Raw genomic sequence first — 24,776 nt, forward strand, 5'->3', positions numbered from 1 at the left:
TGGACGTGGTGGCGCACGTTCTCCATCAGGACGGTCATCTTGGCGTCGAAGCGCTCGTCGGCGGGGTCGAGCCCGGCGAGTTCGGACAGCATCCAGAGCACCACGTGGTGCTCCTCGACGCTCTCCAGCACGTGGTCCGAGGTGTCCGGTGCGGCCTCGCGGGCGGCCGGGTAGAAGATCTTCTCCTCGATCCAGGTGTGCACGGTGAGTTCCTCGATCACCTTGTCGGCGATGTCCCGCTTGGTCTTGTGGGCGTTGTCGCCGGCCTTCTCGAACTCCTTGAACAGCTTCTCGACCGTCTTGTGGTCGTCCTTCAGCAGCACGATCGCGTCCATCGGGGAACTCCTTCACAGCGGGCGGGACATGGAAACCGAGGTGCGGGGGGCGCGGGTACCGAACGGGGCGGCGCCGGGGGGCGGGTCAGGAGGCGGGGGCGGGCCAGGGCCGGCCGGTCAGGGCCGAGGCGACGTGGTGGAGGTTGGCGGCCATGGTGCGGCCCGTGGTGTGGGCCCACTCGTGGCCGCGGTCCTCGTCCAGGTAGTCCGGACCCGGGCCGGGGCCCAGGTGCCAGTACGTCCAGGCCTGCGCCGGGATCGTGTAGCCGATGTCGACGAGGCCGCCGCTGATCTCGCTGATCACGTGATGGGCGCCGTCCTCGTTGCCCGTCACCACCACCCCGGCGACCTTCCCGAACGCGGCAGGCCGGCCCTCACCGTCCGTCTCGGAGATCATCGCGTCCATCCGCTCCAGTACCCGCTGCGCCACGGAGGACGGCCGGCCAACCCAGGTGGGGGAGGCGACGATGAGGATGTCGGCGGCCAGGAGCTTCTCGTGGACGCCCGGCCACTGGTCGCCCTCTCCCTGGTCGCTCTTCACACCGGGCAGGAGGTTCAGGTCGACCGCTCGTACGGTCGACACTTCCACTCCGCGGCTGGTGAGCTCGGCGCCCACGACCGAGGCGAGGGCCTCGGTGTTGGACGGCTCGGGGGACGGCTTGAGGGTGCAGTTGACGATGAGTGCTCGCATGCTCCCACGCATACCCGCGCTCACCGCAGCAACCGTCCCCAGCGCCCCGGACTCACCCCGACCGGTCCACACCCACGCCCGCACCGACCAGAACGGGCGGCGGCCCAGGGCGGGGACTACCGTGAGTGAGGTCCTCCCATCCAGCTCCTGCGAAGGGTGGAGGCGTCATGATCCTCATCATCGGTCTCGTTATCCTCCTCGCCGCCGTCGTCATCGGCGTGGCCGGCGTCCTCACCAACACGGGCGCCTCCCACACGGCCGGCGACTTCTCCGTCTTCGGCTACCACGTGACCGGCTCCACCGGCACCCTCTTCCTCTACGGCATCGCGATCGGCGCCATTGCCGTCCTCGGCCTGGGGATGCTGCTCGTCGGCGCCCGCCGCGCCTCACGCCTGCACCAGGACGCACGCGGTGGCCTCAAGGAGTCCCGCCGCCAGACGGCCGCCGCCCGCGAGGAGCGCGACGCGCTTGCCGAGCGGCGCGACGAAGCCCAGGCCCAGGCCGCGGACGCCCGCGTCGACGCCGCCAACGCACGCGCCGACGCCGCCGAAGCCCGAGCCCGCGCTGCCGCCGCGGACACCGCCACTGCGAACCCGGCTGCCGCCGACTCGCAGGGCGGCGCTACCGCCTCGCGGTCCCAGGCACCCAAAGACGCACCGGACGACGTGCCGCCCGACGCCGAGTTCGGCAGCCACCGCCACGGCCTCCACCGCTGGCACCGCATCCCGGCGCGCCACGGACCCGATGACCCAAGCCGTGGAATCTGACAGACCCCGGCCGGGCGGGTGCCTCCTTCCGCCCCTGAGCAGCCCGCCGCGGGTGGGTGCCGGGTACGCTGACCGGCTCAGTCCGAGCCGCGCGGCCGCACAGGTGGGGTCAGCCTGTTCTCCATGGGAACTCTCACCGCGCGAATCGGCGCCGCCTGGTCGGACGGCGGCGACGGCATCGGCACCCGGACCCTGAAGGCACTGGACGCCGTGGCCGGGGCCGCCGAGCTCGACGCGGTCACCGGGCCGCTGAGGAACGCCGTGCGGGGCCTGCCGCTGGGCCGGCTGCGAGGAGTGCTGCACGGCCGGCCCATCGGGCACCCTTTGCACCCCGCCCTCGTCCAACTACCGCTGGGGGCCTGGCTGTCCGCAGCCGTCCTCGACCTCGTCCCCGGCAGCGAGCGCGCCGCACGCCTCCTCGTCGCGGTCGGCGTCGTCACCGCGGCCCCGGCGGCACTGGCCGGGTGGGTCGACTGGGCCGAGCAGCACGACCAGCAGATGCGCACCGGCCTGCTGCACGCCGCGTCGATCGCGGCCGGAGTGGGCCTGTACGGCGCGTCGTGGGCGGCCCGTTCGCGTGGCCGCGACGGCCTGGGACGCATCCTCGGGTTCGCCGGACTGACTGCGGTCGGCGCCGGGGCGGCGGTGGGCGGCCACCTTGCCCACCGCCAGGCTGCCGGTGCTAACAAGGCGGAACCCGTTCTGCACCTGGTCGAGCCCGGTTGGCACACCCTCGGGCGGACCGAGGAGTTCACCATCGACCAGGCCATGCGCCGGGCGGTCGGTGAGGTGCCCGTGCTGGTGGTGCGGGAATCCGAGAACGTGTTCCATGTTCTGGCCGACCAGTGCAGTCACGCCGCCGGGCCCCTCTCCGGCGGCAAGGTCACCGACGGCTGTGTGACCTGCCCCTGGCACGGGAGCGTCTTCCGGCTGTCGGACGGCTGGAACATCGACGGGCCGGCCACCGCCCCCCAGCCGCGCTTCATCACCCGCACGGACGCCCACAGCAACCTACAAGTACGCCTGCCGGAAGCGGGCAGGCCTGCGAAGCAGGTCGCGGGCAGGCAGCGGATGGGTCCGTGAGCGCTGCCGGGGGCGCTTGGGCGGGCCCGGCTGGCCGAGCCCGCCCAGGGGATTGAGTGCGTTCAGTAGTAGTGGCGGCGGCCGCCGACCTCGTGGCCGACTGCACCCATGATCCACAGGATGAGGCCGATCACGACCAGGGCGATGCCGATGGTCCACAGGATGGAAATGCTGGCGAGGAATCCGATCACGAGGAGAATGACTCCGAGGATGATCACGGTGACCTCCGTATGTGCGGTCCCCCCATTGGTGTGTTCCGCCGGTCGTGCGGAAGTGACGCTTATTCGTCCCTTCTCGCCCTTTGCGGATTGATGCCAATTCTGAATGCGGGAGCCGGTCTCTCCGTGCGTCCGCGTCAGGCGCCAAGATCCGCTAAGGGCGTGGGGTGAGGGTGGTGGTGAGGCCGTCGAGGAGGATGTCGAGGCCGCGTTCGAGTTCGGCGGCGCCGTCGTAGGTGGCGAGGGTGGAGGCGAGGCTGCGCAAGAGGGGGAATTCGCCGATCGGCAGCCTGTGCAGGCCCAGGCGGAGTAGGTCGTCGGTCTCGTCGGGGTTGTCGACGAGTTCCTGGAGTTCGTTGAGTACATGCCCGTGCAGGAGCCCGAAGAGGGCGCGGTAGATGTGCAGGGCGTCGGCGCCGCTGAAGCCGGCGCGGGTGAGGAGGGTGAGGACGGCTTCGAGCGGGCGCAGGGTGCCTCTGGGGCGCAGTGCGAGGGGTGTGGCGAGGGGGCGGGTGACCAGGAGCGGCACCACGTTGGGGTGGGCGAGCGCGAGTCGGCGGTAGTCGCGGGCGACGGTACGCAGCTGGGCGGCCCAGTCGGGGTCGGCGGAGTCGACGGTGAGGCGGCTGAGGACGGTCTCGGCGATGCCGTCGAGAAGGGCGGCCTTGTTGGCCGCGTAGCGGTAGAGGCTCATCGGGTCGTGCTCCAGTGCGCGGGCCAGGCGGCGCATGGACAGCTTCTCGATGCCCTCGCGGTCGATGATCTCCAGAGCGCAGGCGAGCATCCGCGTGCGGCTGAGCTTCCCGTTCGCGGGCTGCTTGGGTTCCTGGACGGCCTGGTCGGCCGGGGGCTGGACCATGGCCGTCCCTCCTGTCGCTCGTGGTCACTGCTTACGAACATAAAGTTCGTAGACCTACAGTGTAGAAATAAGTCTACATCGGGAGTTGACTGTAGGCATACGACGTAGACAGGTGTACGGCGTAGATCCTTGGGAGCGCGTCATGATCCTTGTCCTTCTCGGACTTCTTGTCCTGGTGGTGGCGGCTGTCGTCGCGGTCGCGGGAATCGTCACCAATACGGGTGCGGCGCACGAGCTCACGAACGCGTTCTCGGTGTTCGGGCACCACGTGACCGGCTCCACCGGCGCGCTCTTCCTCTTCGGCATCGTCGTCGGGGCAGTGGGCATGCTGGGACTCGGGCTGCTGCTGACCGGGGCGCGCCGCGCCTCGCGTCGTGGCAGGGACGCGCGTCACGGACTGCGGGACTCCCGCCGTGAGACGGCGGCTGTCGCCGAGCGCCGGGACGACCTGGCCGAGCAGCGCGACAGCGCCCGCGAACAGGCCGCATCCGCGGCCCGTGACCGCGACGACCTCGCCGGCGAACGTGACGACCTCGCCGCGCAGCGCGACGAGGTGGCCCGACAGCGTGACGAGCTGATGCGCGGCCAGGGCGGCGCGCACGAGCAGACGGCCGGCACCCGCACCGGCCCGCTGCCCCCCAAGGACGACCGGGACCCGCTCCGCGGCGATGAGCCGGATCCGGACGGGCCCCGCGGATCGCATCCATCCGGGTACTACTCCGGCTCCCGCTGAGGAGCGGTCACCGCCACTGCGTCACGACTCACTGAAAAGGAGACCAGTCATGGGTATCGGCAAGAAAGCCGCCCACAAGGCGGAGGAAGCCAAGGGCACGGTGAAGAAGACTGTCGGCGCGGCCACCGGCAACCGCAGCCTGGAAGCGGAGGGACGCGCCGACCAGCGGAAGGGCGACGCCAAGCAGGCCGGCGCGAAGGTGAAGGACGCCTTCAAGCACTGACCGTTCGTCCCGCCCCCGCACCCGGCCGGGCGGTATCACCGCCCGGCTCCCGCACCCGCCGTCCAAGCTGCCCTCGGGGCTCACCTGCCCCGATCGCCCGTTCGGAGAGTTCCGCCGACGTGTGAACCGGGTCGTCCTGCGGCGGCTGGCACAACCCCTAGGAGCGCCGACGGACGCTGCCGCCCGCTGTCCCTGCTCCTCACCGCTGGACAGCGTGGCGGCAGCCCGCAGTTCGAGCCAGTTCTGGAGAAGATCCGCGTTCCCCGCCTCGGACCGGGAAGGCCCCGCAAGAGGCCCGACAGCGTCGCCGCGGATAAGGCCTACAGCAACCGCCCCTGCCGCGAGTACCTGCGACGTCGCGGCATCCCGCACACGATCCCGGAGAAGGCCGACAGCCAGGCCACCCGCCTGCGCAAAGGGTCACGCGGCGGGCGACCACCCGGCTTCGACGAGGACCGCTACAAGAAGCGCAACACTGTCGAACGGGCCATCAACAAGCTCAAGAACTCCCGCGCCGTCGCGACGCGCTACGACAAGCGCGGCTACGTCTTCCTCGGCACTGTCACCGCGGCTGCCCTCGTCATCTGGCTCCGCACAAGATGACCCCTGGACGGGATCGTCGTCAGCGACCGGAGTGACGCTCTGGACGGCCGGCAAGCCAGGTGGCGATGCGATGACTCACCTCACGATCGGCATAGCGACTGTCGCGATGGGCCATCCACTCAAGGTGTCGCAGGATGTTCTCCGAGCGGTTCGGGCGGCCCACTGCGTGCACGTCGACGCCAGTTTCGCCTGTCGAAGCACAGACGTACACACTGCCGTCCAGGGCCATCATGCCGAAGCCCGGGTGACCTGAGTGCATGCCGAGGAACGCCGATGCAGCACCTCGGCCCATGATGTCCCAGCGTTCCAGGAGCCGGACGCGAGTCCAGAGCACCGGTGCGTGGTAGCCGTTAAGGCGCTGCACGGCGGCGCGGTGCGATCGGGTGCCCAGTGGAAGCTGCACGAGGAACTCGCGCTGATCATCGAACAGGCCCGAGGAGACAGCAAGGCCGTACCAGTCCGCATTGAGCCGCTCGACAAGGTGCGGGGTGTCGTACCGATGGGAGAAGCCGTCGATCGCATCTTCGGCGCCCCATCCAAGGACGAAGGGCATCGTGCCCTCCGGTACGGCATTGGGTACGACCTCTAGACCAGCACGCCGTAGCGGCTGGTGCACCTTGCGTTCGCGTTCCTTGATGCCCATCGGCCGAAGTTCTACCAGGCCGACACCCCCTTGGCCCTCCGATTTTCCGCCTTTACGTGATCGGCCGGACAGCTCCTAGTCGGTTGCGGGCTCAACCAGGGGGCGGACCCGCTTTACGGACATCAGCCTGAACGGCCCCGTTACTATCCGTGGGTGCTGCGCCTGGCCGTGGTTGGCGTCGGTCACCACTGGGCGATGAGTGGCGTCTCCGGTTCGTACTGCCGCCACGCTTTGGTGAGGCGGACGAGGCGGGCGGGGGCGGCAATGCCGCGCACGGCCGCGACCTTGTCTTCGGTGACCTCGAACGCCACGGCGCCCAGGACCTGATCGCCGAGGACGAAGAGGATCGCAGGGGCCCCGTTGACGAGCGCGTAGTGGATGGCGGGCGCGCCGCCGGCGAGCCGTCGTTTTGCGGGGGTGGGCTTGAAGCCGCCCCGCATGACGGCGGCAACGCGCTGCGGAGTGTCGTACCGCAGCAGCTTCTCGGCCAGGCCGGCGCCGTCGGAGAGCGCGATCACGTCGTCGGTGAGCAGCGCCACCAGCCGCTCGGTGCGGCCTGAGGTGGCAGCGGTCAGGAACTCCGCCACGATTCTGCGGGCCGACGCAGGGTCGACTTCGCCGCTGCTGCGGCGGCGCGTGACGGTGACGCGGGTCCGGGCGCGGTGGAGGTGCTGCTGGCTCGCGGACTCGGTGGTGTCGAGGATCTCGGCGATCTCGGCGTGGCCGTAGGAGAAGGCCTCGCGCAGGATGTAGACGGCCCGCTCAACGGGTGACAGGCGCTCCATGACGGTCAGTATGGCCAGAGAGACCAATTCGCGCTGCTCGAAGGTGTCGGCTGGGCCGAGCATCGGGTCACCGTCGAGGAGCAGTTCGGGGAACCAGGCCCCGGCGGTGCGTTCGCGGCGGGCCTGTGCCGAGCGGAGCCGGTCGAGGCACAGGTTGGTGACGACCTTGGTCAGCCATGCCTCCGGCACCTTGATCTGCCGCCGGTCGGCGGCCTGCCAGTGCAAGAACGCGTCCTGCACGGCGTCCTGGGCGTCGGCGGCGGAGCCCAGCAGGCGGTACGCCAGCGAGGCCAGCCGGTTCCGGCTGGCCTCGAACCGACTGGTGTCGAAGCGATCAACGCCCATGCTGTCCATGCGGGCCACCCTAGGCGGCTACGCGACCGCCTTCTCGGCGGGAGCATCCGGCGCGTACGGGACCGCGTTCTCGGCGGATGCGTCGGGTGCGGCGGCCAGGTGGCGCTTGCGCGTGGGCATGCAGAAGGTCGGGTGCGAGTTGGTCCACAGCGACATCTTGAGGATGCCCGCCTTGATCCGCGCGGCCTTCCGGCCGCCCATGTACTTCGGCTTTGCCTGCGCTTCGTGGTCGATCATCTGCAAGATCCCGTCCTGACGGCCGAGGCTGATGTGGTTGCCCCGGTAGTCCAGCTTGACGTGTCCGATCTTGCTGCCGGTCAAGCGTCCCACGATGGCCTTCATGGCCTGCATCCCGGTGTAGCCGGCCGAGGCGCAGGACATCGGCAGCGGCCGGCCGTTCTCTCCGACCGTGAAGACGCTGTCGCCGGCGGCGTAGACGTTCGGGTGCGAGAGCGATCGCATGGTGCGGTCGACGATGATCCGACCGCTCTCGGTGACCTTCAACCCGGCGGCGGCGGCGATGGGGTTGACCGCGAATCCGGCCGTCCACACGATCGCGTCGGACGCCAGGGCGGTGCCGTCGGCGCACAGCACCCGCGTCGCTTCGACGGCTTCGACGCTGGTGTGCTCCAGGACGGTGATGCCCAGCCGGTCGCAGGCCTGGCGCAGGTGGCTGCGGGCGCCGGCGGAGAGCGGGGCGCCCAGCTCGCCGCGGGCGACCAGCGTCACCGACAGGCCGGGCCGGGATTCGGCGATCTCGGTGGCGGTCTCGATGCCAGTCAACCCGTCGCCGACGACCAGCACGTTCCCGCCTTCCCGCAGGCCGTCAAGGCGCTCGCGCAGGCGCAACGCCGAGGGCCGGGCGGCGACATCGAAGGCGTGCTCGGCGACGCCGGGGACGCCGCGGTCGTCACCGTGGCTGCCGAGCGCGTAGAGGAGCGTGTCGTAGCCGAGCTCGTCGGCACCTCGGTCGGCGTCGGTCACGGCGACGACCTGGCGCTCGGGGTCGAGGGCGGTGACCCGGGCCAGGCGCAGCCGTATCCCGGTGCCCGCGAAGATGTCGGCGAGCTTCTGAGTCTCGATCTCCTGGCCGGCTGCGACCTGGTGCAGCCGCAGGCGCTCGACGAAGTCAGGCACGGCGTTGACCACGGTGATCTCGGTGTCAGCCGGGGACAGCCGACGGGCCAGGTTCCCAGCCACGTAGGTCCCGGCATAGCCGGCGCCGAGGACGACGATGCGGTGCTTCATGTGATGCTCCTGTCGGTTCGCTTGGCTCTCGGTGACTTGAGCGGAACAGCGCCCCGGTTCCTGACAGGAACTTGATGTGGCCTGGGTCACAGAGCGGCAGGAGCGCCGCCAGCGGTGCTCGCGACGCCGAGGCGGCGCCAGGAGCCGCGGTGGCTACTTTGCATCGTCGGATAGGAGTCCGGGGCCTGTACGCGGTGGGAACAAGAGCGGGTCTGGGGAACGGTCTGAGCGCGGGTGGGGAAATTCAGAGAGCCTCATCACCGGCCCTGGGTACCTTGGAGAATAGGGTAATAACCGCAGCTCAAAGCATTGGTGAAGCCGCTTCGGGCACCTTGATGTCCCGCTCGGCAGTCCGGCCGGTCCGCCCGCTCGCCTGGCCCGCCACCGTCGCGGGCCTGGCCCTTCAACCACAAGCACTTATCCTGCGAAGATCACCGACAGCGTCCGGAGGTTGGGCCAGAACGCGAATCCCGGCGTCACGGCCTGGGGCAGTCGTACTGAGGGCGGGTGAGACGCCAGATCTGATGCTCGCCGCTCTGGGCGGGAGCGCGGATCTCCGCCGGTCGCCGGAGGTGTTCGGTGAAGCCGAGGCGGGCGGGGACGGCGCCGCTGGCGCGGTTGGCCGTGTCGTGGGCGATCTCGACGTAGTCGGTGCCGGGGAGGAGGAACGCCTGCTCGACCAGGGCCTGGGCGCTGCGGGTGACCACCCCGCGGCCGGTGGCGGCGGGGTGCAGCCAGTAGCCGATCTCGCGACCGTTGTCCGGGGCGCCGTCGCGGCGGAACAGCCCGCAGGAACCGACGATCGCTCCGTGCAGCACGATCGCGTAGCTGAACTCCTGGCCGCTCGCCCAGCGCTCCGGGCGGCTGGCCAGGAACTCGGTTGTCTTGGCCCGGCTGTGCTCGGAGACCCAGGGCAGCCACGGGCGCAGGTGCTCCAAGGACGCCTCGATGACCATGAAGTACTCCTGAAGGTCCGCCTCGCCGTTGAAGCGGCGCAGTGTCAGGTCGTCCAGTTCGATGGTCTGCCAGGGAAGCTCCATGGTAGGAGGATCGCGTGCGGTCATGTCGTCGGCAACGGGTTTCGAAGCCGGTCCTCCCGCCCCGGTTCGCCGGCCCCGGGCTGCTGCTGCGCCGTGCCGGTGTCGAGTGGCCGTCCCCTCCTGCCGCCCGTCGCCCACCGGTGCGGCCGCCAGGCCGGCACCCCACCGCGGCCGCCAGGCCGCCCGTTTGGGAGGACCAGGGGTGGTGTCCGGCTGCGCCCCGCCCCGCTCCTGCTGCTGTTCCCGGCTGCCCTCAGCCTGCTGCCGCCGCCCTCGCTCGCCAGGGCGTTCTGCTCGCCCGGGTGTCGGTCGCGGTTCCGTTGGTGGTTTCGTCAGGTGGTGGAGTGTGACGGAATTGTGCGGGGGCTGGCGGGCTGTCCGACTCCGGTGTGGGTGTCCGTTCCGCCGCCCGTCGGGCTGCCCTGGGTTCCGCCGTCGTGACCTCGTGGCGCTCCGGGCGTCGAATTCGGCTTCTGTTAGACCAATTCTGGCGGATGTCCGGGGTTCGGTTCGGTCGTCCGGGGTTCTGCGGGGTGCTGCGCTGTCGGTGACTGCGGGTGGCTGTCCTCTCGGTCGGCCGGGGTTCTGCGGGCGCTCCGGCGGCCGGCGGTCTCTCCGGGGTGTTCTGCGAGGTGATGACTGGTCAGGATTGCCTTTCTTTCCGCGTCGGATTGCCTTGGGATTCGGCGTGTGTTCCGCCGGCCGGGGCCGTTTCGGCGCGTCCGGAATTCGGCCGGGAGTTGGCCCGGATGGTGCGGGGGAACCTTCGCTGCCCCGCCTGCCGGGTGTTGCCGGGTCGCCCGTCGCCCGTCGCCCGTCCCCGCCCCGGCCCCCGTGCGTTGTCCGGTCCGCTGCTGGCCGCCCCCGTCCGTCCGGTTCGCGGGCTGCGCCCGGCGAGGCCGGGATCTTGTGGAGGTGCTTGCGAGGTTGTCCCCGGGGCGTTCGGGGGGTGGTACTCAACTGCTGGGGTGCCGGGGGTGTCGGGCGGGCATCGGTGGGGGAGCGGCCGCTGGGCCCGTGGCTGGTGAAGGGTGGGGGCGGACGTGGTCAGACGCATCGTCGGTGTCGTGCTGGGGCTGGTGTTGGCCGGGATCGCCACGTTGTTGATGGTCCAGGTCGCTCATCATCGCTATGTCTGGGCCTACTTCATCGCCATGCCGCTGTACCTGGCGGCGGTGTTCTGCGCGGGCGCACGCGAGGGCGCGGCTTCTTCTTCCCCATGCTCTCCAGGATGAACATCATCCTTACCAGGGCCGAAGCCCATGATCAGGGGTGTCCGTCAAAGCGAATCAAGCCCACCAACCGAAGTGGACACTTCCCCTCGGGCCACAGTTCGTGCGGCGCCTGCCGCAACCGTGCGCCCTTGACGGCCTGTCAACCGCGCGGGACGGTGGCTCGCAAGTGACCGCAACTGGTTTGGTACAGGAGGGTGTCGTGGGGCTAGATTTCGTAGGGATCGACCCGGAGACGGGTAAGGAGGGTTCGCCGACGGTTTGGCTGGACCGCTCCAACCGCAGGATCGTGTTCCAGGGCGTGAGGGCCGAGGAAGACCTGGAGGCCGAGATCGGCGGGCGGAGCTGGGCACCGGACCACGAGGCCGGCATCCCGGGCCACGAGGCCGTGGTCTGGATTCCCACCCGGATGATCCCGATCCTGCGAAAGGCATGCGATGACGCAGAGCGAGATGAGCTTCTCTGACCTACTGGCCACTGCCCGATACTCGGCAGTCCACCTGGAGATGCGCGACAGCTACCACGTCCCCGATGAGGCCGAGGCCGTCGAGCGGTTCCGTCGAAGCGGCGAGTCCGACCTCGACCCGGAGTCGGAGTACTGGCAGGACTGGACGGCCATGCTCCGCGAAGCGAACGCGCGGGGGGTCCTCATCCGCCGGGCCCGGATCGTCTCCGAACCGGTCAGCGAGTACACGCGATACCTGCACGCCATGACCCCGGTCAACATCACGGCCGGCGAACGGGTCCGCTGGCTGGCGCGCCGCAATACCTACGACCTGGCACTGCCCGGCACCGACTTCTGGCTGTTCGACGACCACGGCGTGCGCTTCAACCACTTCACCGGGGACGGCGACTGGGCCGAACCGCGCACCTCCTACACCGAGGACCCCGCCGTGACGAAGCTCTGCGCCACCGCGTTCGAAGCAGTGTGGGAGCGGGCCGTCCCGCACGACCGGTACACCGTCTAGCCCCGCCCACACCGAGCAGCCAGCTCATGCCCGCCTCCCCCTCCTCAAGCGCCCAGGCAGCCCGCGCCGCACTCGCCACCCGCCTGCGCGAGCTGATGCTGGACGCCGGGATCGACGGCAAGGACCTGTCCGCCCGGTGCGGCTGGCACCCCTCCAAGACCTCCCGCATCCTCAGTGGGAAGTCGGCGCCCTCCGAGAGCGACCTGCGCACCTGGTGCACCGCGTGCGGCGCTGCCGGCCAGGCCGCCGACCTCATCGCCTCGCTGCGCACCGTGGAACTGATGTACCTGGAGTGGCGCCGCGTCCACCGCGCCGGCATGCGCCAGGTGCAGCAGGAGTCACTGACCCTCCACCAGGAGACCTCGGTGTGCCGGGCCTACGTCTCCAACGTCGTCCCGGGCTTCCTCCAGACCACCGCCTACGCCACCGCCCTCATGCGCTCCATCACCGAGTTCCAGGGCACCCCCGACGACGTCGCCGACGCCGTCACCGCCCGCACCGAACGCGGCCGGCTGCTCCACGACGGCCGCCACCGGTTCGTCGTCCTCATCGAGGAGACGGTGCTGCGCTACCGGATCGGCGACGCCGCGACGACGGCCGGCCAGCTCGGCCACCTCCTGGCCGTGATGCCGCTGCCCTCCGTCTCCCTCGGGATCATCCCCTTCACGGCGCGGCGCACCGTATGGCCGCTGGAGGCGTTCTACCTCTTCGACAACGGGCAGGCCTCGGTGGAGACGCTGACCGCCGAGGTCACCGTGACCCAGCCCCGCGAACTCGCCGACTACCACCGCGCCTTCGCCGGGCTGGCGAAGATGGCCGTCCACGGCGGCGCGGCCCGCGCCTTGGTCACCGCCGCGATCGACGCCCTCGGGTGAATCCCCGCAATCGGAAGCAATCGCGTTGAAGCCGCACCGTCCCACTCCCTACCGTCGAACCGTCGCCCGCAGTGACGGACCGGACACCCGGCCCCGTCGGCGTGCAGGGCGAGTTGGGGCCGCTGCGCGGGCCCGCCCCCGTCGGGTCCGCGCAGCTGTCACCCGCCGACCAGAGAGCGGAGTCCGCCGTGACCACGCACCCCATGACCCGCCCGCCGGCCGAGGCCCGGGCAGCGGCGGCACGGGCGGGTGCGAGGCGCACGGTGGCGACCGTCGAGACCCGGACACCGCGACCGGCGGTGGACACCGTCAGGGTGCTGCTGCCGTATCAGCCGCAGTCCGCCGCAGCCGCCCGCCGCCTGGTCCGCATCGCCCTGCTCGGGTGGGAGCTCGGGGACCTGGTCGAGGCCGGCGAACTCATCGTCAGCGAGCTGGCCGGCAACGCCGCGAAGACCGGCTGCCAGCGGGAGATGGCCGTCACCGTCGAGCAGATCACCGCCAGGTGTGTGCGGATCAGCGTCCGGGACGGCTCCCGCGTCCTGCCCTGCCTGATCGACGCGGGCACCGCCGCCGAGTCGGGCCGCGGACTGGCCCTGGTCCACCACCTCACGGGCGGCCAGTGGGGTGCCACCGCCGAGCCCGACGGCAAGACCGTCCACGCCGACCTGCGCGCACGTTCCCCCGGCCCCGCCCTGGTCTGACCCGCACTCGGGTGCGCCGGGTCGGCCCTCTACTCCTCCCGGCCGTGGGAGGGCAGCATCAACGTCGACGACAAGGAGCCCGTCATGGAGATCGGCCAGGCCCGCAGCGGCGCATCGAGGGGCGGTGAGGGGGACAACCTCCCCGGCACCCCGTGGACACCGCCCCAGGACCCGCCCTCGCCCGACGGCGGCCCGCCGCCCGGAGACGGGGGACACCGCAAGTGACGCTCGCACCCGAGAGCGAGGACCGCCCCGCCCCGGGGCGGTCCTTCCCCGTCGCCGACGCGTGGGCGCCGGCCTTCGACGCAGTCCCGCGCCGCCTGTTCCTGCCCGACCTGGTGTGGGCGCACGACATGGCCACCGGGACGAGCCGGCCCGTCGACCGGGCCGAGGACGAGGCCGCCTGGCTGGCGGCCGCCGAAGCGGACGGCCCGATCGTCACCCAGTGGGACGACGGCGAGCACCAGGGAACCGAGCCCGGCACCGTGCCCACCAGCTCGGCCTCGCAGCCCTCGCTGGTCGCCTCGATGCTGGCCGACCTGCAGGTAGAGCCGGGTATGCGAGTGCTGGAGCAGGGCACCGGCAGCGGCTGGAACGCCGCCCTGCTGAGCCACCGCCTCGGCGACACCAACGTCACCACCATCGAGATCGACCCGGCCGTGTCCACCCGCGCCCGCACCGCCCTGGCTGCCGCCGGCTACCGCCCGCACGTCGTCTGCGGGGACGGCGCGCTCGGCCACCGGGACGGTGCGCCGTACGACCGGATCACCGCGACCTACGGGCTGCGCGCCGTCCCGCGGGCCTGGATCGAGCAGACCCGCCCGGGCGCTCTGATCCTGGCGCCGTTCGGCACCCACTACTCCAACGCCGACGCCCTGGTCCGCCTCACCGTCCACGGTGACGGCACCGCCTCCGGCCCGTTCCTCCAGCCGGTGGAGTTCATGAAGATGCGCTCCCAACGCCTCATCTGGCCGAAGAACCCCTCTGACGGCGGCACCGTCGCCGAACACACCACCACCGCGACACTGCCCGGTCACGGCAAGTTCGATCCGTTCCCGTTGGCCGCCGGCCTGCGCCTGCGCGACGTCGTCCATGCCATCCAGCCCCACGGTGACGGCGCCCGCACCCTGTGGCTCTACTCCCTCACCACCCCGGCCTGGGCCGCCGGAACCTTCCGCGACGGCGAGAGCGCCCACCAGGTCCGCCAGTACGGCGGCCGCCGCCTCTGGGACGACTTCGAGCACGCCCTCGCCTGGTGGCACGACGAAGGCGAGCCCGCTGTCGACCGGCTCGGCCTCACCGTCACCGTCGACGGTTGGCACGCCTGGCTCGACGTACCGGACCAGGTGATCTGAGTCCGGCCGCCCCCGGCCGTCAACGCCGCCGCCTGCGACCCCGGCTCGCTGACGTCGGTGGGCGTCCCCGAGTGCGAGCGGATGACGGTATGCCAGGTCTGCCCGCTTGATGCGGGGTCAGACGGATCGGTGGGCAGCGTCCCGCGTCCTGGACGGTCCCCCTGAACCGTCCAGGACCAGCCCGTTGTTCAGACCCGGCCGACGCAGGCATGTGAGCCCGGCGGCCGGGGATACACCTTGGCGTGCCGGGCGGCCGGCCCGGGGGCAGAGATCATGGTCGGCCCCCGGCCGGACGGCCCCGCGCCAACTTCCGCCCGCCGGACGGCGTGGCTCAGGACCTCCACCTCCTGGACTTCCTCCACCGCCCTCAGCAGCACACCACCACGGAGCTCGCCGCCACGACCGTCCACAAAGGCTTCGCCCACGGGCTGCCCCCGCACTGACCGCCGCCCCGGGCGGGTGGGCCGGAGCGTGTCGCTCGCGCAGGTGGGACCCACCGACCACCCGGCACCCGAGACCGCCTGTCGGAAGCGGTCAGCAGGCCTTTCGCGCGAGGGCCTCGCATGCCTCTCTCGTCATCGTGCCCCGGTCAGTTAGGACGATGTCACGGCGTGAAGCCGCCGGCCCGGGCCGGCCTGCCCGTCACCATCCGGGCATCCGTCTCGACGACCTGCTCCCTCACAGCGGGCACAGACCCCATCCGGCCGCACAACGGCCCGCCTCACCGCCGCCGGTGCTCATCGGATGTTGTCTTTGGGGCAGACCTCGGCGAGGAGGTCGAGCAGGTACGTCGTGATCGGACCGGTCGGCCCGGCAAAGACGGGGCCGACGAGGACCACGTGGAGACGGCCGCTAGTTCGCGCCGTTGCTGTTCAAGGCCGTGAGCACGTGATCCAACTCATTCGGCATCACAGCAACGAGCAGTGGCCCTTCGGGAGAGGTGCACTCGACGATTCTGGATCCACCGTTGATCCTCACCGCTTCGCGGGGCGACGGTGAACGTACGCTGACCTGCCGCAACCCTTCCGGAAGGGACACTGCCCTACCGGCCTTGGTCCGGGGCTCCCAGGCCATTGTGCCGGGGCCTATCAACAGTCGGCCACGAAGCCACCGCCTTTCAAGCGAAGGATGCCGGAGCAGGCAGGGAACCTTGATCACATTTCCCTGAGCGGTGCTGTCAGTACGTTGCTCCGCTTTACGGCGGAGCAGCCACGCCGTCAGTCCTGCCGCTGCTATGGCACCCACTAGTTCGATCACTGGAGCATTTAAGCAGCGCTGGACCTGCGGCCCAACTCTTCGAACGCTCGTCGTCACCATCCTGGGCTGCCGGGCCGAGCGTGGTGGTCGCCGTTGGCTGCTGCGCAGCCGTGAGATGCGCGCAGCGGGGCAGTGAAGTGGTCGGGGCGGGCAGGGTGTTCGGCATGTCTGAGCGTCGCAACCGTCGTCGTAGCCCTGCCCGGCCGGTGCCGGGTCCTTCGCGGGCTGCTGCCGCGTCGCCGGCAGCAAAAGGCACCGCAGCGCCCGCGACACGCCGCCCAGGCCCGTGTCGGGCACCCCGAGCGGCTAACGGTCCCCTCGGCCTGCGGGAGCCCGCGAGCAGCTGGCGGACGCGCGGCGTGACGGTGGGGCGGTCCGGTCATTGGACGGGTGTACGCCCACCGCGGTGCACACTCATAGCCGTCCTGCGGACGCCGATATCCCCCGGTCGGTGGTCTGCAGCACGGTGCCCCCTCGACTCCCGTTGGACGTCCAGGCGGTTCACGGGGATGCCGGGCGGGATGTCGATGTAGGCGCGGCAGGTCCATCTCCTCGGGGGTCAGGTCGGTGTCGGACATCGCGTTCTCCGTGGGGTGCGTTCGTTGTTCAGGGGTTGGGGTTGTGCCCGGTCAGCCAGAACGGGGGGATTAGCGCGTTGCGGGTGCCGTCCTCGTCGGGCCTCCAGTTGTCGATCACGGCTTCTTGGAACCAGTCGTCCTGGAGATTTGCGTGATCACAGACGTAGCACCGGGCGCCCACGTTGGTGGGAGCTACGCAAATTCCGTCGCCGCCCTCCGTGCCGCCCGCGCTCTCGTTTTGGCTGTGAGTCCCCCCGAGCGCGGCCCACGGCCGCTCCGCCGCCGCTGCGGCCCGGGCAGCCAGCCCCGGCCGAAGCCCCGTCCACCGACAGCAGGCTGCGTTCAAAAAGGGAAGCGGGCGCCGTCACCCAGGCCAAGTTGCCACCGACTCTGCGGCCGTGGCTGCCCAGGAAGCCGAACTGTGCGTCGCCGCCCGCCAGCAGTACGTCAACCAGCAGGCCAAGCAGAAGATGGCAGCGAGCAGCTGATACGGCGGACAGTGCGCCGGACCGCCTTCAGGGGCGGTGTGAAACCGGCCACGGACAGACCGGGAGAGCAAGGCTGGTGGTCAGGGCGGACCGGGCGGGACAACGTGAGCGATGTGCCGAGCGGGGCCCTGGCGGCCGGGAAGCCGGTGCCGGTGTGCGTGCGGCCGGGCTGCGGGAAGCCGGTGCAGGTCGCCGAGTCGGGCCGGGGACGGCCCACCCTCTACTGCTCCCGCTCCTGCAAGTCGAAGGCGGCCCGGGCCAAGGCCGCCCAGGCGGCCGACGGCGGGACCGCCCCGGTCTGCGCCCGCACCGCCCCGGCCGGTCCCACACCGATGCTGGGTCACGTCACCGAGCTGGAGAGCGCCACCAGAGCGTTCCTCGCCGCCGTGGCCAGCGACCCGGTGGCCGCCTACGAGGCGTTCTCCGAGCGCTCCCAGCGCCTGGCCGCCCGGCTGCGGGAGGCCGCGGCCGACGCGCGGGACGAGATCCGCTGGCCCGGCCTGGACCCGCACACCCGCGAACTGCGCCGGGCCGGGGAGGAGCTGACAGCCCCTGCCCTCCTCGCCCGCGTCTCCCCCCAGTACAGGGCCGATACGGCCCGGCCCGGAACCGGCCCCGCCACTCACGCGCCCGCCCCCGCCCAGGACCCGGCGGAGGCGTTCGAGACGGCGCGCCGCGCCGCGTGCACCAGCCCAGCGGTCCGGTTCGGCGCACACGACCGCCTCCACGACGGCTTCCACGCGGCCTTCGGCGACGACTGGCTGGTGGCCTCCTGGGACGACCCGCAGGCGCGGGACGTCCACCAGCTGCTCCACCTCGGCCGGCCGGTCGGCTGGACCGCACCGTTGCCGAACGGCCCGTGGGGGAGAGCGGGGCATATCGCGGCTGCGCACCATGACGACCGGGCCGCCGTGATCCTGAATGACCACGCCACCGGAGCCTTCGCCCACCGCACGGTCGGCGAGGCCCTCGAAGCCCTCTACCGCCGCGACACCGAACACCGCTCCCGCGTCCAGGCCAGCTGAGCAGCCCGGCTCCGGGCCCTGCGGCCGATTGGAAGCGGATGGGCCGGGCGTACGACGGCAGGCCCCGGACTTCAGGTCCGGGCCCAGCCACCGGGTCTGGTGCAAGCAGGTGGTGGCCGACAAGGTCGGTGCTCCGCCTGTGGGCAATGGTGTGCGGGAGGAGCGGTCTGATCCTGTCACGCCATGGGAGGGCGGCCGGCATTTGCGGGCGGGCGTGGGGTTCGAGGAAGAGGTCGCCTCGCTGCGCCGGGCAGGGCCATCACTGCCCGCGCCACCGCAGCCAGCTGACCTGCCGTTGCCCAACCGGCGGTTCGCTCGTTGGACCCGCCGAGCGTCCCGACCAGGGCGAGCGGCTGCGCCTGTTCCCCACCGCTCGGCACGTACACCCCCACGGCTCGGGTGTCGCACGGTGAAGCCTTTGGCGGCCAGGCCCTGCGTCCTGACAGGTAAATCAGAGGCAAACTGTCACGGCGCGGCAGCACAATCGGACCATGGCCTCCCTCAGATCGCGCCGCCTCGAGGAAGTGTTTGGCACCACCGTGAACGCCCTCGAACACGAGCACATCAAATCCCTCGTCACCAACGCCGTCCGCGAGCAGAGCGACCTCGACTTCAAGCTGACGCTGTACGAACGCAACGACAAGGGCAAGTACGCACTCGCCGGCGACGTCGCTGCCATGGCCAACACTGCAGGAGGCGTCATCCTGCTCGGCGTCGGCGAGGACGACCACGGCGCAGCAGGCACCGTGCCCGGAGTGGACATCGGTGACGAGGAGATCCGCCGTATCCACAGCGTCGTCGCGGGCAACGTCTTCCCACTTCCGGCCCTCGAGGTCCGCCCGATCAAGGACCCCGACCAGCCGGAAGGCCACGGACTCCTGGCTATCATTGTGCCCCGAAGCTCCCTGGCCCCGCACGGCGTCCTCGTCAACAGCGGCTTCCGCTACCCCCGACGCAATGGCACCACCACCACGTACCTGTCCGAGTCCGACGTGGCCACCGCCTACCGCGAGCGCTTCGCCGGCCTGCAGAGCCGCGCCGAAGACGCCGAGCACCTGGCCCACCAGCTCATCGATCGTCTCGACGTGACCAGGGACTTGTCCGTCGTGGTCAGCCTGGTGCCGGACCTGCCCGGCATGTTCACTCTCGACTCCGCGGCCCTGTCCGCCTTCCGCCAGGAGACGATCAGCCGCGACCCGCGGATCGTGCCGCGCGGCAGCCACTGGCGCAACGTCGGAGTCGCCGGCCGCCGCCTGACTGCGGACGGCGGCAAGACGGATACCGGCCTCGCCACATGGATGGCCTGCGACCTCCACACCAACGGTTCCGGTGCCTTTGCGCTCGCCCTGACCCACAAGCTTCAGGACATGGAAATCCTGCAGGTCGCCGACGAAGACTTCGTCATGGCCATCTGGAGCGGCCTCGACTTCCTCGTTCGGCACGCCCGCGACCGGGCTGCCACCACCGGCAACGCCAGCGTCTATGTCACCATCACCAGCATCAGCAACAACCGGCGTCCAGCCCAACTCGTCCACTACCGTGGCGGCTACATCGACTCGGTGGTCGACGGCCACACGATCCTCACCACACCCACCGCGTCGGGCATTGTCGACATCGACGGCGTCGCCGAATCCGGCCCCGAGATTATCGCCGCCACCGCCCGCCTGGCCAACGACATCGTCCAGCACTTCGGGCTCCCCGAGAATTACCAGGTCACCACCGGAGGAAGCCTCCGCCGCCGCTACTGGGATCGAGGTCGGCACACGGCACTCGCCAGATGGGCCGAACAGGCCAACGTCGACATCACGGATGACGTGGTCGGCTGACCGCCGAACTGCACCGCGCAGTCCGCGGCTGCGCAGTCGGCCCTCCGGCTGCGCAGCCGCGATGCGCGGTGCAGCAGCTCGCGCAAGGGGAGTGGATCTGCTGGGCAGGAGGTGCGACAGGAATGCGTCACCGCAGGTGGGGGCGGTGCGATGGGGATCGCAGTGCGGGTGCCGCGGGCCTTGGTCGACCCTGGCCGGCAGCGGCTGTTGCGCAGCCGGCGGGGCCGCGGGGATGCGCAACCTGGCCCGCCCACCCCGACGTCCAGGAACTGCAGCACGTGGGCCGCCCGGCCGGCTGGATCGATGAATACGACGTCCAGCGCGGCACCTGGACCGCCCTGATCGACAGCAGCATCGTCGTCGACTCCGCCAGCGGCGAACCCCTCCTGTGCCCCGGCCCCCTCGAAGCACTCGCCCTGCTGCGCCGGGCGCTGGGGGAGAGCCTCACCCGCTGGTAGGCCGAGCACGGTCCGCAGGGTGATCCCGGCCACGGACAAAGCCACCGCTAGGGCTTCTCGGTCTCGTCCTTCAGCTGCAGAATCTCGCCGCAGACGATGTAGGTGTTCAGCGCGCACAGGTTCGCTGTGCGCAGTGCCATGGTGGCGTGGACGCCCTTGTTGGTCAGCTTGCTGACGGCGGTGTACCTGTCGTGGAGTCCCTCGGTGAGGGCGACCGTCATCTCTGCGGTGCTGCTGCTCTGGTTCGCCCGCTTGATGAACTCGAAGAGCCGGTTACGGTAGGAGGGCTGGTCGAGCTTGTTGCCCGTCGCGCTCGGCTCGGCCTGGGCCGGAAGCACGTGGTCGACCACGGACTCGAGGATGCGGCGGCAGGTCGTGATTGCCTGGGCGAGTTCCTCCGTGGCCAGCTTGTCCGGGTCGCTGGCCGCGGCCTCGTTCAGACGCCGGTACACCGCCGTGAACTGCTCGACCAACCCCGGCACGCCGGTGCTCAGGAGCCGGTCCACCTGCGCTTTATAGTTCCCGAAGATGGTGTCGTTGATCGAGCTGTAGTTGAACCGGCGCTCCCACTCACACAGGTGGGTGAACGTGCGGTGCCGCGCCAGCTCGTGGATGGCCCGGAGCATCGCGTCGTTTGTGAAGAGGCTCGGTTCTACCACGGGGCCTTGAAGCTCAGGCTTGACGTAGTCCACCAGAAGCTCGATCCGGTCGAGCGAGTGGCCGGCGATCAGCGCCTCTGGATCCTCCCTGTCCATGGACCGGTCCTTGAGGTACTCGTCCAGCGCCGCCCCGGCCGGCCCATCCGGTGACGCCCACAAGGTGGGGTCCGCCATCAGGCGACGCATCGCCTTGGCGTTCGCTTCTGGGTCACCCCCTGATGGGCGCAGCTCGTAGCCAAGCCGTACTGCGGTCTCCGTGTCGCCGACGAGGCTCGCGATGCGGATCGCCCGACGAACGGAGACGGACAGGGGACGGCCGTCGAACTCGTCCAGTGCAGTGCGCACGAGGGTCAGAATCTGGTCAGCCGTAGTCACCCACAGAATGTAGCGACCGTGGCTGACGCCCGAACGCGAATTTGCGTGAGTAGCCTCTCTGGGCCCCGCTTCGCTTGTAGGTTCGGCATCATGCTCAGCGCCAACTTGCGCCGCGCGTTCTTCCGGCAAGTCCAGGAGGAACGGCCGAGGACATACGACGACGCCCGGAGCGCGATCGTGTCGGAGCAGGCGGACGGACTCTGCCTGATCACCCTGTACGACACTCGCGGTAGGCCTGCGTTGATGGTCGAGTACCGGCTTCGTAAGCGACACGGCAAGGAAGCGGCCGAGCTATGGGACCTGCTCCGAGAGCGGCACCCACAGCGGCTACGCGAGTTGGACCTGCTCTGGGGCAATAGCGCGCTCCAGACCCACTACACCGGCGACATGGACTGGGCGCTGCGAGATCCCCCACCTGCGGTCGAGTATCGGGAGAACCTGGAGTGGAGCCGCCGAAGCGTCGCGCGCCGGACTGCCGCAGACTGGGCAAGGCAGGCAGCCCGGACCTTTGCCTGGGACATTGCGGCACCCTTTGCTGACATGCGGTCCGCTTCCCCAAGGCCGGGAGCGGGTTTGGTCGCCTGGGCTTCGTCACCATCCGACAGCTCCACAGTGGAAGCGTCGCGCAAAACAGCGGCCGACGGACCGCGCCAGCCTGCTCCCCAGAGCCCCAGGCAAGAGGCTGTCGAAGCCCGCCCGGGAGGCACTGGCGGCCGCCCTGCTATCCCCCCTCAGCCACCTGCGGCTTCTGCGTCTGGGGCGCCCACGCTGACGGCGACGATCCAACCTGCGCCCCAGCCAAGGACGTCCTACAACGAAACCGTACGGGGCCTTGACGGTAGAGCCAGCGGCGTTCGCGTCGGTACAGTCACCCGCCAGCAGCGTTCACGAGTTCTGCGCGACCTGGTTATCCAGCGCTCAGGTGGGCGATGTGAAAATCCGGCCTGTCCCTTTCCGGAGTTCGTGGAGACCACCACCAGTGGCGCCCCGGTTCTTGACGTCGATCATGTGCAAGACCTGAAGCTCGGCGGCGAGGACCACCCGGCCAACATGATTGCGCTCTGCCCTAACTGCCACGCCGTCAAGACCCGAGGTGCGCGGTCAGATGACCTTCGACAGGAACTACTCCCCGTGGCCCGAGCTCTACACGCCCAAGCAATGAGTGCCGGCAGCCCAAAACCGGTGGCATAGGGGTCGACGCCGCACGTACTTGTCCCTCCTCAACTTCGCCTACAGCTGCGTCCACCCGCACGCCCGGCCGCCCCGGGCGCCGAGCGGGTGCCAGATCGGTGCGGACGGCCCGAGCCGGACCAGGTCCTCGAGGCGGGCGGCCCCGGCCGGGACGGCGGTCAGCATCTCGGCGACCGCCGGCCTCTCCTCGGCGGCCAGGCGCAGGTCCGCCACCGCCGCGCGCACCCCGGCGGCCGCGGTGCCGGCCAGGACCACCAGGAGCCGGGGGAAGGTGCGCCACTGCCGCTCCCACGCCCTCCCGGCGCCCTGCGGGCCCGCCTGCTCCCACAACGCGGCGCAGGCCGCCAGCTGCGCGGCGGTCTCCTCGGCGCCGACGCTGGGACGGTGCCGCTCGACGAACGCCCGCAGCCGGTGCCGCTCGTCGCCGGTGCCGGCGGTGTAGGCGAGTTCGGCGGCGGGCGCGTACGCCCCCACGTCGGCGGACAGTTGGGGGAAGGGGAGGAAGTCGCGGGGGCCGCACCCGTCGCCGCGCCGGTGGGCGTCGGCGATGGCCTCGAGGTCACGGACGCGCCAGCGGGTGGGGGTGTATCGATGCCGTCCTGGGTGACGGAGGTGGAGTTCGCGCTTCCGGGCGGGCGCGGGAAGGCTTGGTCGGGCGCGGTGTGGGAGGCCCTCGAGATCGGGGTGCCGGGGGCAGGTCGGGTCGGCTCGCAAGTTGACGAATACGGACGCCATCACCAGCGCCTCGTCTTCCTCGCCCGGTAACGGCTCCGCAACTCGCCCACCGACCCGTCCACTCTGCTGGGAACCTGTGCTGCGCCACACCGGCCTGCAGCAGAGGACACCGCCGTGGACACCACCCCCGACCCGACGCCGCCGCAGGCCCCGAACCAGCTGCCGTCCACCGCGCCACAGGCCCCAGTCCTGACCAAGCCGCCGGCCGACGTCCCGCCCGCCGGCCCGGCCCCGACCGAGGACACCCCGACCGAGGACACCCCCACCGGGCCCACCCCGGTGGACGACGTCCCGCCCGCCGGCGCACCGCGCCGGAAGCTCATCAGCCCCGGCGCGGCCGCGATCCTCGGTGCCGTCGGCACCCTGCTCCTCCTTGCGGCCACCGGCACGTTCAGCAGCAACGACGCGCCGCCCCCGGCAGCGCCACCCAGCGCAACCTCCACGCCGACCGCATTGCCGACTGGTACCGCAAGGGCGGCACCACCCACGCCGACAACATCGCCACGGACTCCCGGATCATCGCCACGGCCAGCAGCGGCACCAACCAGGTCACCCTCCGCACGGCATGCATCCGCATGTTCAAGGACGTCACCGCCGCCCAGGCCTACCGGCCGATCCCCGACTACGAGGCCCAGAAGCACTGGGCTGCCGCACTGGACCTGTACCGGGCCGGCGCAACGGACTGCGCCAACGCCGCGTCCGACAACGACACCGCCCTGAGGCGGCAAGCCGCCAAGGCGCTCCTCGACGCCGCGACGGAGACCGACGCGGCAACAGCCCGCATCGCACAGATCACCCCGGTGCAGTAACCGCACCACCGCACAACATCTGGACGCGATGTGGCGCATCGAGCCGGACTGGAACCGCTCCTACCGCCGCCTGCTCGCCTACCTCGCCGCTGACGGCACCCTCACCGCGGGCGCCATCGACCAGGCCCTCGCCGACGTCCACCACGGCCTGCGCGCCGCCGGCCGGTACGCCGAAGCCGGAGACGAGAGCGCCCTCGCCCACGCCGCGCTCGCCCACCAGGAGTGGCAGCGCATCCGCGACGAGGTCGCCACCACCGGCCGTGAGACGTACGACCAGGACCACGACCTCGCCCTGCGCCACGCCCGGACCGCTGCCCGCCACCGCCAGGACGTCGCCGACCGAGCTCGCGATGCCGCCCACGACGCCCGGCAGCGGACCGACGCCGCGCACCGCCAGCTCGCCGGGTCGGCGGCCGGCCCGCTCTACACCGCCCTCGCCCGCGCAGGCCTCCACACTCTGACCGACGGCGACCACCAGGCGGTGCGCGAGCTCACCCGCCACCTCGATGCGGCCACCGTCCGGCAGGTCACCGACTGACTGGAGCGCACCCGCTCCACCGCCCTCGCCCTGGCCGCCGGCCGTACCCAGCCCACGCGGCCCGGCGTACGCCGCAGCCACCTCTGACCCTTCGCCGGGCCGGGCCGGGCGTACGACAGCAGGC

At 70.9% G+C, this 24,776-nt stretch carries 27 protein-coding genes and 1 pseudogene; 18 read left to right on the forward strand and 10 right to left on the reverse strand.

Annotated features, from left to right (window positions below; genetic code table 11):
• Together ACFUK0_RS32755 and ACFUK0_RS32760 are read right to left on the reverse strand one after the other, a co-directional pair.
• On the reverse strand, positions 1 to 335 hold a 335-nt coding region (locus ACFUK0_RS32755; RefSeq protein ID WP_380256289.1), incomplete at its 3' end, for a hemerythrin domain-containing protein.
• Between the two features lie 85 nt (positions 336 to 420).
• Entirely contained in the window at positions 421 to 1,026 is a 606-nt protein-coding gene (locus ACFUK0_RS32760) for a flavodoxin family protein (protein WP_380256291.1), read from the reverse strand.
• A 167-nt stretch (positions 1,027 to 1,193) separates the two neighbouring features.
• On the opposite strand from ACFUK0_RS32760, the gene ACFUK0_RS32765 reads away from it, so the two are divergent.
• Together ACFUK0_RS32765 and ACFUK0_RS32770 are read left to right on the forward strand one after the other, a co-directional pair.
• Positions 1,194 to 1,793 (forward strand): hypothetical protein, encoded by a 600-nt coding sequence (locus tag ACFUK0_RS32765; protein WP_380256293.1) that lies wholly within the window; start codon positions 1,194 to 1,196, stop codon positions 1,791 to 1,793.
• A gap of 123 nt (positions 1,794 to 1,916) precedes the next feature.
• Complete coding sequence (locus tag ACFUK0_RS32770; protein WP_380256295.1) at positions 1,917 to 2,876, forward strand: Rieske 2Fe-2S domain-containing protein; 960 nt, start codon at positions 1,917 to 1,919, stop codon at positions 2,874 to 2,876.
• Positions 2,877 to 2,938: 62 nt separating this feature from the next.
• Here the strand turns inward: ACFUK0_RS32770 and ACFUK0_RS32775 are convergent, their stop codons facing one another.
• Together ACFUK0_RS32775 and ACFUK0_RS32780 are read right to left on the reverse strand one after the other, a co-directional pair.
• Positions 2,939 to 3,094, reverse strand: a complete 156-nt coding sequence (locus ACFUK0_RS32775) for a DUF6131 family protein (protein ID WP_380253904.1) — start codon at positions 3,092 to 3,094, stop codon at positions 2,939 to 2,941.
• 154 nt (positions 3,095 to 3,248) lie between these two features.
• Entirely contained in the window at positions 3,249 to 3,953 is a 705-nt protein-coding gene (locus ACFUK0_RS32780; protein ID WP_380256297.1) for a TetR/AcrR family transcriptional regulator, read from the reverse strand.
• A 142-nt stretch (positions 3,954 to 4,095) separates the two neighbouring features.
• Here ACFUK0_RS32780 and ACFUK0_RS32785 point away from each other — a divergent pair, with 142 nt between their 5' ends.
• The 3 genes and pseudogenes from ACFUK0_RS32785 to ACFUK0_RS32795 form a co-directional block, all read left to right on the forward strand.
• Positions 4,096 to 4,686, forward strand: a complete 591-nt coding sequence (locus ACFUK0_RS32785; RefSeq protein WP_380256299.1) for a hypothetical protein — start codon at positions 4,096 to 4,098, stop codon at positions 4,684 to 4,686.
• A gap of 49 nt (positions 4,687 to 4,735) precedes the next feature.
• Complete coding sequence (locus ACFUK0_RS32790) at positions 4,736 to 4,909, forward strand: CsbD family protein (RefSeq protein ID WP_380256301.1); 174 nt, start codon at positions 4,736 to 4,738, stop codon at positions 4,907 to 4,909.
• Positions 4,910 to 5,071: 162 nt separating this feature from the next.
• A pseudogene (locus ACFUK0_RS32795) lies at positions 5,072 to 5,512 on the forward strand (IS5 family transposase); the annotation flags it as partial.
• Positions 5,513 to 5,531: 19 nt separating this feature from the next.
• Here the strand turns inward: ACFUK0_RS32795 and ACFUK0_RS32800 are convergent.
• The 4 genes from ACFUK0_RS32800 to ACFUK0_RS32815 form a co-directional block, all read right to left on the reverse strand.
• On the reverse strand, positions 5,532 to 6,155 hold the full coding sequence (locus ACFUK0_RS32800; protein WP_380256303.1) for a hypothetical protein: 624 nt from the start codon (positions 6,153 to 6,155) through the stop codon (positions 5,532 to 5,534).
• A 182-nt stretch (positions 6,156 to 6,337) separates the two neighbouring features.
• On the reverse strand, positions 6,338 to 7,294 hold the full coding sequence (locus ACFUK0_RS32805) for a sigma-70 family RNA polymerase sigma factor (RefSeq protein WP_380256305.1): 957 nt from the start codon (positions 7,292 to 7,294) through the stop codon (positions 6,338 to 6,340).
• 18 nt (positions 7,295 to 7,312) lie between these two features.
• Positions 7,313 to 8,542: an NAD(P)/FAD-dependent oxidoreductase gene (locus ACFUK0_RS32810; protein WP_380256307.1), complete on the reverse strand. Its 1,230-nt coding sequence runs from the start codon at positions 8,540 to 8,542 to the stop codon at positions 7,313 to 7,315.
• 476 nt (positions 8,543 to 9,018) lie between these two features.
• Complete coding sequence (locus ACFUK0_RS32815; RefSeq protein ID WP_380256309.1) at positions 9,019 to 9,582, reverse strand: GNAT family N-acetyltransferase; 564 nt, start codon at positions 9,580 to 9,582, stop codon at positions 9,019 to 9,021.
• A 1,043-nt stretch (positions 9,583 to 10,625) separates the two neighbouring features.
• Between ACFUK0_RS32815 and ACFUK0_RS32820 the strand changes: the two genes are divergently transcribed.
• The 10 genes from ACFUK0_RS32820 to ACFUK0_RS32865 all read left to right on the forward strand — a co-directional run bounded on the left by ACFUK0_RS32820 (position 10,626) and on the right by ACFUK0_RS32865 (position 20,345).
• Positions 10,626 to 10,817 carry a hypothetical protein gene (locus tag ACFUK0_RS32820; protein ID WP_380256311.1) on the forward strand — a complete coding sequence of 64 codons (192 nt, stop codon included), beginning with the start codon at positions 10,626 to 10,628 and terminating at the stop codon, positions 10,815 to 10,817.
• A 199-nt stretch (positions 10,818 to 11,016) separates the two neighbouring features.
• Positions 11,017 to 11,280, forward strand: a complete 264-nt coding sequence (locus ACFUK0_RS32825) for a hypothetical protein (protein WP_380256313.1) — start codon at positions 11,017 to 11,019, stop codon at positions 11,278 to 11,280.
• Entirely contained in the window at positions 11,267 to 11,782 is a 516-nt protein-coding gene (locus ACFUK0_RS32830; RefSeq protein ID WP_380256315.1) for a DUF6879 family protein, read from the forward strand. The genes ACFUK0_RS32825 and ACFUK0_RS32830 overlap by 14 nt, the downstream gene beginning before the upstream one ends.
• 26 nt (positions 11,783 to 11,808) lie before the next feature.
• A complete protein-coding gene (locus ACFUK0_RS32835) occupies positions 11,809 to 12,657 on the forward strand; it encodes a helix-turn-helix domain-containing protein (protein ID WP_380256317.1) in 849 nt (282 codons plus the stop codon).
• Positions 12,658 to 12,845: 188 nt separating this feature from the next.
• Positions 12,846 to 13,358 carry an ATP-binding protein gene (locus ACFUK0_RS32840; RefSeq protein WP_380256319.1) on the forward strand — a complete coding sequence of 171 codons (513 nt, stop codon included), beginning with the start codon at positions 12,846 to 12,848 and terminating at the stop codon, positions 13,356 to 13,358.
• Positions 13,359 to 13,442: 84 nt separating this feature from the next.
• Positions 13,443 to 13,583, forward strand: a complete 141-nt coding sequence (locus ACFUK0_RS32845; RefSeq protein WP_380256321.1) for a hypothetical protein — start codon at positions 13,443 to 13,445, stop codon at positions 13,581 to 13,583.
• Complete coding sequence (locus ACFUK0_RS32850) at positions 13,580 to 14,713, forward strand: methyltransferase domain-containing protein (protein ID WP_380256323.1); 1,134 nt, start codon at positions 13,580 to 13,582, stop codon at positions 14,711 to 14,713. Before ACFUK0_RS32845 ends, ACFUK0_RS32850 begins: the two co-directional genes overlap by 4 nt.
• A gap of 2,427 nt (positions 14,714 to 17,140) precedes the next feature.
• Positions 17,141 to 18,061 carry a hypothetical protein gene (locus ACFUK0_RS32855; protein ID WP_380256325.1) on the forward strand — a complete coding sequence of 307 codons (921 nt, stop codon included), beginning with the start codon at positions 17,141 to 17,143 and terminating at the stop codon, positions 18,059 to 18,061.
• 491 nt (positions 18,062 to 18,552) lie between these two features.
• On the forward strand, positions 18,553 to 19,887 hold the full coding sequence (locus tag ACFUK0_RS32860; RefSeq protein WP_380256327.1) for a helix-turn-helix domain-containing protein: 1,335 nt from the start codon (positions 18,553 to 18,555) through the stop codon (positions 19,885 to 19,887).
• A 278-nt stretch (positions 19,888 to 20,165) separates the two neighbouring features.
• Entirely contained in the window at positions 20,166 to 20,345 is a 180-nt protein-coding gene (locus ACFUK0_RS32865; RefSeq protein WP_380256329.1) for a hypothetical protein, read from the forward strand.
• Between the two features lie 47 nt (positions 20,346 to 20,392).
• On the opposite strand, the gene ACFUK0_RS32870 is transcribed toward ACFUK0_RS32865, so the two are convergent.
• Positions 20,393 to 21,379, reverse strand: coding sequence for a hypothetical protein (locus ACFUK0_RS32870; protein WP_380256331.1), 987 nt, complete (start codon positions 21,377 to 21,379; stop codon positions 20,393 to 20,395).
• 540 nt (positions 21,380 to 21,919) lie between these two features.
• On the opposite strand from ACFUK0_RS32870, the gene ACFUK0_RS32875 reads away from it, so the two are divergent.
• Entirely contained in the window at positions 21,920 to 22,570 is a 651-nt protein-coding gene (locus tag ACFUK0_RS32875) for an HNH endonuclease (protein ID WP_380256339.1), read from the forward strand.
• Positions 22,571 to 22,609: 39 nt separating this feature from the next.
• On the opposite strand, the gene ACFUK0_RS32880 is transcribed toward ACFUK0_RS32875, so the two are convergent.
• Entirely contained in the window at positions 22,610 to 23,044 is a 435-nt protein-coding gene (locus tag ACFUK0_RS32880) for a hypothetical protein (protein ID WP_380256333.1), read from the reverse strand.
• An 836-nt stretch (positions 23,045 to 23,880) separates the two neighbouring features.
• Here ACFUK0_RS32880 and ACFUK0_RS32885 point away from each other — a divergent pair.
• Both ACFUK0_RS32885 and ACFUK0_RS32890 read left to right on the forward strand, forming a co-directional pair.
• Positions 23,881 to 24,114, forward strand: coding sequence for a hypothetical protein (locus ACFUK0_RS32885; RefSeq protein ID WP_380256335.1), 234 nt, complete (start codon positions 23,881 to 23,883; stop codon positions 24,112 to 24,114).
• Positions 24,115 to 24,142: 28 nt separating this feature from the next.
• Positions 24,143 to 24,652 carry a hypothetical protein gene (locus ACFUK0_RS32890; RefSeq protein WP_380256337.1) on the forward strand — a complete coding sequence of 170 codons (510 nt, stop codon included), beginning with the start codon at positions 24,143 to 24,145 and terminating at the stop codon, positions 24,650 to 24,652.
• The last annotated feature ends 124 nt before the right edge of the window (positions 24,653 to 24,776 follow it).

It is taken from the genome of Kitasatospora sp. NPDC057223 (assembly GCF_042669755.1).
Taxonomy (GTDB): Bacteria; Actinomycetota; Actinomycetes; order Streptomycetales; family Streptomycetaceae; genus Kitasatospora.

Excerpts from the sequence above, each read along its gene's own strand:
- ACFUK0_RS32860 (WP_380256327.1), top strand. The coding sequence starts at position 18,553 with ATGGCCTCCCTCAGATCGCGCCGCCTCGAGGAAGTGTTTGGCACCACC.
- ACFUK0_RS32890 (WP_380256337.1), top strand. The coding sequence starts at position 24,143 with ATGTGGCGCATCGAGCCGGACTGGAACCGCTCCTACCGCCGCCTGCTC.
- ACFUK0_RS32835 (WP_380256317.1), top strand. The coding sequence starts at position 11,809 with ATGCCCGCCTCCCCCTCCTCAAGCGCCCAGGCAGCCCGCGCCGCACTC.
- ACFUK0_RS32785 (WP_380256299.1), top strand. The coding sequence starts at position 4,096 with ATGATCCTTGTCCTTCTCGGACTTCTTGTCCTGGTGGTGGCGGCTGTC.
- ACFUK0_RS32780 (WP_380256297.1), bottom strand. The coding sequence starts at position 3,953 with ATGGTCCAGCCCCCGGCCGACCAGGCCGTCCAGGAACCCAAGCAGCCC.
- ACFUK0_RS32790 (WP_380256301.1), top strand. The coding sequence starts at position 4,736 with ATGGGTATCGGCAAGAAAGCCGCCCACAAGGCGGAGGAAGCCAAGGGC.
- ACFUK0_RS32885 (WP_380256335.1), top strand. The coding sequence starts at position 23,881 with ATGTTCAAGGACGTCACCGCCGCCCAGGCCTACCGGCCGATCCCCGAC.
- ACFUK0_RS32760 (WP_380256291.1), bottom strand. The coding sequence starts at position 1,026 with ATGCGAGCACTCATCGTCAACTGCACCCTCAAGCCGTCCCCCGAGCCG.
- ACFUK0_RS32765 (WP_380256293.1), top strand. The coding sequence starts at position 1,194 with ATGATCCTCATCATCGGTCTCGTTATCCTCCTCGCCGCCGTCGTCATC.
- ACFUK0_RS32810 (WP_380256307.1), bottom strand. The coding sequence starts at position 8,542 with ATGAAGCACCGCATCGTCGTCCTCGGCGCCGGCTATGCCGGGACCTAC.
- ACFUK0_RS32800 (WP_380256303.1), bottom strand. The coding sequence starts at position 6,155 with ATGGGCATCAAGGAACGCGAACGCAAGGTGCACCAGCCGCTACGGCGT.
- ACFUK0_RS32830 (WP_380256315.1), top strand. The coding sequence starts at position 11,267 with ATGAGCTTCTCTGACCTACTGGCCACTGCCCGATACTCGGCAGTCCAC.
- ACFUK0_RS32805 (WP_380256305.1), bottom strand. The coding sequence starts at position 7,294 with ATGGACAGCATGGGCGTTGATCGCTTCGACACCAGTCGGTTCGAGGCC.
- ACFUK0_RS32845 (WP_380256321.1), top strand. The coding sequence starts at position 13,443 with ATGGAGATCGGCCAGGCCCGCAGCGGCGCATCGAGGGGCGGTGAGGGG.
- ACFUK0_RS32815 (WP_380256309.1), bottom strand. The coding sequence starts at position 9,582 with ATGGAGCTTCCCTGGCAGACCATCGAACTGGACGACCTGACACTGCGC.
- ACFUK0_RS32770 (WP_380256295.1), top strand. The coding sequence starts at position 1,917 with ATGGGAACTCTCACCGCGCGAATCGGCGCCGCCTGGTCGGACGGCGGC.
- ACFUK0_RS32875 (WP_380256339.1), top strand. The coding sequence starts at position 21,920 with ATGCGGTCCGCTTCCCCAAGGCCGGGAGCGGGTTTGGTCGCCTGGGCT.